This is a genomic window from Mycobacterium sp. E2497 (assembly GCF_001668695.1).
GTDB lineage: Bacteria > Actinomycetota > Actinomycetes > Mycobacteriales > Mycobacteriaceae > Mycobacterium.
Map to the genome: position 1 here is coordinate 63685 of NZ_LZKD01000241.1, position 6000 is coordinate 69684.

General features: G+C 68.2%; 8 protein-coding genes. 3 read left to right on the forward strand and 5 right to left on the reverse strand.

Features of this window, described 5'->3' with window-relative positions; genetic code table 11:
• Positions 1-67 precede the first annotated feature (67 nt).
• The 5 genes from rpsD to infA form a co-directional block, all read right to left on the reverse strand.
• Positions 68-673, reverse strand: coding sequence for a 30S ribosomal protein S4 (gene rpsD, locus A5713_RS22770; protein WP_067950708.1), 606 nt, complete (start codon positions 671-673; stop codon positions 68-70).
• A 10-nt stretch (positions 674-683) separates the two neighbouring features.
• A complete protein-coding gene (gene rpsK / locus A5713_RS22775; RefSeq protein WP_007167901.1) occupies positions 684-1100 on the reverse strand; it encodes a 30S ribosomal protein S11 in 417 nt (138 codons plus the stop codon).
• 6 nt (positions 1101-1106) lie between these two features.
• On the reverse strand, positions 1107-1481 hold the full coding sequence (gene rpsM / locus A5713_RS22780; RefSeq protein ID WP_007167900.1) for a 30S ribosomal protein S13: 375 nt from the start codon (positions 1479-1481) through the stop codon (positions 1107-1109).
• Positions 1482-1651: 170 nt separating this feature from the next.
• On the reverse strand, positions 1652-1765 hold the full coding sequence (gene rpmJ, locus A5713_RS27885) for a 50S ribosomal protein L36 (RefSeq protein WP_003879483.1): 114 nt from the start codon (positions 1763-1765) through the stop codon (positions 1652-1654).
• Positions 1766-1809: 44 nt separating this feature from the next.
• Positions 1810-2031, reverse strand: a complete 222-nt coding sequence (gene infA / locus A5713_RS22785; RefSeq protein ID WP_003418601.1) for a translation initiation factor IF-1 — start codon at positions 2029-2031, stop codon at positions 1810-1812.
• Between the two features lie 274 nt (positions 2032-2305).
• Here infA and A5713_RS22790 point away from each other — a divergent pair, with 274 nt between their 5' ends.
• The 3 genes from A5713_RS22790 to A5713_RS22800 all read left to right on the forward strand — a co-directional run.
• Entirely contained in the window at positions 2306-3991 is a 1686-nt protein-coding gene (locus A5713_RS22790; protein WP_068098455.1) for an FAD-dependent oxidoreductase, read from the forward strand.
• A gap of 4 nt (positions 3992-3995) precedes the next feature.
• Positions 3996-5471 (forward strand): ATP-binding protein, encoded by a 1476-nt coding sequence (locus A5713_RS22795; protein WP_068098456.1) that lies wholly within the window; start codon positions 3996-3998, stop codon positions 5469-5471.
• A 29-nt stretch (positions 5472-5500) separates the two neighbouring features.
• Positions 5501-6000: LLM class flavin-dependent oxidoreductase (locus A5713_RS22800; protein ID WP_156751995.1), on the forward strand; the 500-nt coding region annotated here is incomplete at its 3' end.

The following is a 6000-nucleotide window of genomic DNA, read 5'->3' on the forward strand; positions in this document are numbered from 1 at the left end:
TCTCCTTCTCGGCACCCGCTATTTGATGCCGTTGAGGTTTCCGGGCCGGGCGGCCCGAAAAGTCTTGTTACTTCGAGTAGAACTCGACGATCAGCTGCTCGGCGAGGGGGACGTCGATCTGCGCCCGCTCGGGCAGCTGGTGGATCAGGATCCGCTGACGCTCCCCCACCACCTGCAGCCAGCTGGGGATCGGGCGGTCGCCCGCCGTCTCCCGGGCGATCTGGAACGGCACCGTGTTCAGCGAGCCGTCCCGCACGTCGATGATGTCGTACTGCGACACCCGGTAGCTGGGCACGTTGACGTGCACGCCGTTGACGCTGAAGTGGCCGTGGCTGACCAGCTGGCGGGCCATCCGGCGCGTGCGGGCGAGCCCGGCGCGGTAGACGACGTTGTCCAGTCGGCTTTCCAGGATCTTGAGCAGCTCCTCACCCGTCTTGCCGGGCTGGCGGGTGGCCTCTTCGTAGTAGCGGCGGAACTGCTTCTCCATGACGCCGTAGGTGAAGCGGGCCTTCTGCTTCTCCTGCAGCTGCTGCAGGTATTCGCTTTCCTTGATCCGCGCGCGGCCGTGCTGGCCGGGCGGGTAGGGACGCTTCTCGAAGGCCTGGTCGCCACCGATCAGGTCGGTGCGCAGCCGGCGCGACTTGCGGGTGATGGGTCCGGTGTAACGAGCCATGATTCTTTCCCTAGACCCTTCTGCGCTTGGGCGGACGGCAGCCGTTGTGCGGCTGTGGGGTGACGTCGGAGATCGCGCCGACCTCCAGGCCCGCGGCCTGCAGCGAGCGGATCGCCGTCTCCCGGCCCGAGCCCGGGCCCTTGACGAACACGTCGACCTTCTTCACGCCGTGCTCCTGCGCCTTGCGCGCGGCGTTCTCGGCGGCGAGCTGCGCGGCGAACGGCGTCGACTTCCGCGAACCCTTGAACCCGACGTGGCCCGACGACGCCCAGGCGATGACGTTGCCCTGCGGGTCGGTGATGCTCACGATCGTGTTGTTGAACGTGCTCTTGATGTGCGCGGCGCCGTGCGGGATGTTCTTCTTTTCCCGCTTGCGGGTCTTCTGCCCCTTCTTGGGCGCAGAGGCTGCCTTCTTGGCTGGTGGCATGGGCGGTTACCTGGCCTTCTTCTTGCCTGCGATGGTGCGCTTGGGGCCCTTGCGGGTGCGCGCATTGGTCTTGGTCCGCTGGCCGCGCACCGGCAGGCCGCGGCGGTGCCGCAGGCCCTGGTAGCAGCCGATCTCGATCTTGCGGCGAATGTCGGCCTGCACCTCGCGGCGCAGGTCACCCTCAACCTTGAGGTTCGCTTCGATGTAGTCACGCAAGTGGGTCAGCTGGTCGTCGGTCAGGTCCCTGGTGCGCAGGTCCTTGTCGATTCCGGTAGCTGCCAGGATCTCGTTCGACCGGGTGCGGCCGACGCCGAAGATGTAGGTCAGCGCGATCTCCATCCGCTTGTCGCGCGGCAGATCGACGCCTACTAGTCGAGCCATAGGTGGCGTTTCCTCTTTTTCTAGGCGGAGGTCTGTTCCCAGCCCGTTCCCGCTCCAAATCTGGGGCGGGGCCCGGCCTCCGTCCGGACGTGGATGAACTGGCCCATCTCTAAAGATGCGAGCAGTTCAGTGGTGCTGGGAGGTCTGCATTCAGTTGTGTGCGATCGCCGCTAGCCCTGGCGCTGCTTGTGGCGAGGATCGGAGCAGATCACCATGACCCGCCCATGCCGACGGATCACCCTGCATTTGTCACAGATTGGCTTGACGCTCGGGTTCACCTTCACGGCTGTTCGATCCTGTTCTTTCTCGTTGTCTTGGGTTCGGGCTGTTACTTGTACCGGTACACAATGCGGCCCCGGGACAGGTCGTAGGGAGAAAGCTCCACCACCACCCGGTCCTCGGGCAGGATGCGGATGTAGTGCTGCCGCATCTTGCCGCTGATGTGGGCGAGCACCTTGTGACCGTTCTCCAGCTCAATGCGGAACATCGCATTGGGCAGGGGCTCGACCACGCGGCCCTCGACCTCTATGGCACCGTCCTTCTTGGCCATATCTGTTCAGCAATCCTCGTCTTTGGTTTCGTATCCTTGATGTGCGCCCATTCCGGCGCAGCATTCGCCCGACTAGCAACGTGAGCCAAGGGCAGGAAATTCCAGGGAATTCCTAAGACAGGGCACGCAAAAAGTCGGCGCGGATGACGCACCGTTGTCCCACGATACCTGGTCAGGGCCCCTGACCAAAATCGCGGACGGCGAAATCGAGTCGGCCGCCCAGCCGCCTCCTCGACCTGCCGCCAACGCCCTGACGAGGGCATACTTGAACCCGATGACGAGCCCCGCGAACCCCGCAGCCTCCTCCCTTCAACCTCGCAAGCCGGTCCTGCTGACTGTCGACGACGATCCCTCGGTCTCGCGCGCCGTCGCCCGTGATCTGCGTCGTCAATACGGTGACCGGCATCGGATCGTGCGGGCCGACTCGGGACCCGACGCCCTGGAGACGCTCAAGGAGCTCAAGCTGCGCGGCGAGACGGTCGCCGTGCTGATCGCCGACTACCGGATGCCGCAGATGAGCGGCATCGAATTCCTCGAGCAGGCGATGGACCTCTACCCGGCCGCGCGCCGCGTGCTGCTGACCGCCTACGCCGACACCCACGCCGCCATCGACGCGATCAACGTCGTCGACCTGGACCACTACCTGCTCAAGCCGTGGGACCCGCCGCAGGAGAAGTTCTATCCCGTCATCGACGGACTGCTGGACGCCTGGCGGGCGGCGCCGGAACACCCGATCCCGCACACCAAGGTGATCGGCCACCGCTGGTCCGAGCGGTCCTGGCGGGTGCGCGACTTCCTGGCCCGCAACGGGCTGCACTACTCGTGGTTCATGGCCGACGACCCCGACGGCCAGCGGCTGCTGAAGGCCGCCGGCGAGGACGGCCTGCGGCTGCCCGTCGTCGTCACCGAACGCGGCGACACCCTGGTCGAACCCACCGACGCGGAGCTGGCCGACACCCTGGGCCTGACCACCACGCCGTCGCAGGAGTTCTACGACCTGATCGTCGTCGGCGGCGGGCCCGCCGGCCTGGCCGCCGCCGTGTACGGGGCGTCGGAGGGGCTGCGCACGGTGCTCATCGAACGCACGGCGACGGGCGGTCAGGCGGGCCAGAGCTCACGGATCGAGAACTACCTCGGCTTCCCCGACGGGGTGTCGGGCGGCCAGCTCGCCGACCGGGCGCGGCGGCAGGCCGAGAAGTTCGGGGCCGAGCTGATCACCGCCCGCACCGCCACCGCGCTGGAGGTCAACGGCCCCAAGCGCACGGTGCGGTTCGCCGACGGCGGCTCGATCGACGCCCACGCGGTCATCCTGGCCACCGGCGTCGCCTACCGCCAGCTGCCGGCGGAGGGCTGCAGCGACCTGACCGGCCGCGGCGTCTACTACGGGGCGGCCGTCTCGATCGCGTCGGAATGCGCGGGCGAGGAGGTCTACGTCGTCGGCGGGGCCAACTCCGCCGGCCAGGCCGCGATGTACCTGTCCCGGGAGGCCAAGTCGGTGACCATCGTGGTGCGTGGCCCGTCGCTGGACGCCTCGATGTCCTACTACCTGATCCAGCAGATCAAGCAGCGGCCCAACATCACCGTGCGCACCTGCACGGAGGTGCACCGCGCCGTCGGCGACGACCACTTGGAGCGGCTCACCCTGGTCGACAACCGGACCGGGGAAACCCAGGAGGTCACCTGCGGGCGGATGTTCATCTTCATCGGCGCCGCGCCGCGCACCGAGTGGCTGGACGGGGTGCTCGCCCGCGACAGCCACGGCTTCGTCCTCACCGGGCCGGACCTGCGCAACGTGTGCGGCTGGACGCTGGACCGCCCGCCCCACCACCTCGAGACCAGCGTGCCGGGGGTGTTCGCCACCGGCGACGTGCGGGCCGAGTCCGCCAAGCGCGTCGCGGCCGCGGTCGGCGAGGGTTCGATGGCCGTGATGCTGGTGCACCGCTACCTGGCGGAATCGTGACGGCATGACCGCGCAAGTTCCTTGCGAGCCCGACGAGCTGCGCAGCCTGTTCCTGTTCGAGGCGCTCACCGACGAGCAGCTGGCGGTGTTGTGCGCCAACGGCCACATCGAGAACTACCCGCCGGGCCCGATCTGCGTCGAGGGCGAAGCGGCGACCTGCCTCTACGTCCTCCTCGACGGCGAGCTGGTGATGTCGAAGCTGTCGGGCGGCCAGGACATCGAGACCAACCGGACCTCGCAGCGCGGGGTGTATTGCGGCGCGTGGCGGGCGTTCACCGGTCAGCCCCAGCATCAGAGCTACGACGCGACGGTGTACGTCACCAAGCCGTCGCGGTTCTTCGTGCTCGACGCGCCCGCGTTCGCCCGGTTCATGAAGGACCAGTTCCCGATGGCCGTCCACCTGCTCGACGGGATGGCGGTCGGACTCGAACGGACCCGCCGGATCATCGACAACCGGGAGAAGCTGCTGGCGCTGGGCCAGTTGTCCGCCGGGCTGACCCATCAGCTGAACAACCCCGCCGCGGCCACCGTCCGCGCGGCCTCGGAGCTGCGCCAGCGGGTCGCCGGCATGCGCCAGAAACTCGGGATGCTCGCCGACGGGACCGTCAGCCCGGAGGCGCTGCGGGCGCTGGTGCGCCTGCAGGAGGAGGTCGCCGCCCAGGTTGCCAAGGCGGCGTCGGCGAACCTGACCGCCATCGAGACCGCCGACTGCGAAGACGCCGTCGGCGAATGGCTCGACGGCCACGGCATCGAGGGCGGCTGGGACATCGCGCCCACCTTCGTCGAGGGGGGCATCGACACCGATTGGCTGGAGCGCATCGCCGCGGCCACCGAGGAGCTCGGGGCGTCGGCGTCGCTCGAGAAAGCCATCCGGTGGCTGACGTACACCGTCGAGAGCGAGCTGCTGCTGAACCAGATCCTGGAGGCGAGCAAGCGGATTTCGGCGCTGGTCGCCGACGCCAAACAGTATTCGCAGATGGACCGTGCCCCCTTCCAGGTGGCCGACATTCACGAACTGCTGCGTAGCACGCTGGTGATGTTCGCCGACCGGCTGGGCCGGGATGCCGGCATCACGGTGGTCAAGGAGCTGGACCGAACTCTTCCCGAAATCCCTTGCTATCCGGGCGATCTCAACCAAGTCTGGACCAACATCATCGACAACGCGATCGCCGCGATGGGCGACGCGGGCGGCACGCTGACCATCCGCACCTGCCGGGAAGGCGAGAAGATGGCGCGTGTCGAGATCTGCGACACCGGGCCCGGCGTGCCCGAGGACGTGCGCCAACGCATCTTCGAACCGTTCTTCACCACCAAGCCGGTCGGGGAGGGCACCGGCCTGGGGCTGGACCTGGCCTTCAACATCGTCGCCAAGAAACATCGCGGGGACCTGCGGGTCGAGTCCAAGCCCGGGGACACCCGATTCATCGTCTTGCTCCCCCTCGAGGCCCCGCCGATCGTGGACATGGAGCCTGCGGAATAGGGCCACCGCTGCGCCGGTTGGGAACAACCATGACCGATCAGCTCGCGCGCCTGAGCGGTGTGCTCGGGGGTGGTCAGGTACGGGTGTGCCCCGGCGCTGCGCTCCGCGGACAGCTTGAGCACGCGGGGGCCGTCTGGGTGGGCGGTTCGCCGCCGGCCGAGCTGGCCTGGGTGGAGCCCCTGCTCGACGCGACGACCACCCTGCAGGTGGCCACCGGCATCGTCAACATCTGGACCGCCGCCGCCAAGCCGGTGGCCGAGTCCTTCCACCGCATCGACAAGGCCTTCCCCGGCCGCTTCCTGCTCGGCATCGGCGTCGGCCATCCCGAGGCGCACACCGAATACCGCAAGCCCTACGACGCGCTGGCCGACTACCTGCAGCAGCTCGACGAATACGGGGTGCCCACCAACCGCAGGGTGGTCGCCGCGCTCGGCCCCCGCGTGCTCAAGCTGTCCGCGGAGCGCAGCGCCGGGGCACACCCGTACCTGACCACCCCCGAGCACACCGCTCAGGCGCGCGAGCTGATCGG

Excerpts from the sequence above, each read along its gene's own strand:
- A5713_RS22795 (WP_068098456.1), top strand. The coding sequence starts at position 3,996 with ATGACCGCGCAAGTTCCTTGCGAGCCCGACGAGCTGCGCAGCCTGTTC.
- A5713_RS22790 (WP_068098455.1), top strand. The coding sequence starts at position 2,306 with ATGACGAGCCCCGCGAACCCCGCAGCCTCCTCCCTTCAACCTCGCAAG.
- rpsD (WP_067950708.1), bottom strand. The coding sequence starts at position 673 with ATGGCTCGTTACACCGGACCCATCACCCGCAAGTCGCGCCGGCTGCGC.
- infA (WP_003418601.1), bottom strand. The coding sequence starts at position 2,031 with ATGGCCAAGAAGGACGGTGCCATAGAGGTCGAGGGCCGCGTGGTCGAG.
- rpsM (WP_007167900.1), bottom strand. The coding sequence starts at position 1,481 with ATGGCTCGACTAGTAGGCGTCGATCTGCCGCGCGACAAGCGGATGGAG.
- rpsK (WP_007167901.1), bottom strand. The coding sequence starts at position 1,100 with ATGCCACCAGCCAAGAAGGCAGCCTCTGCGCCCAAGAAGGGGCAGAAG.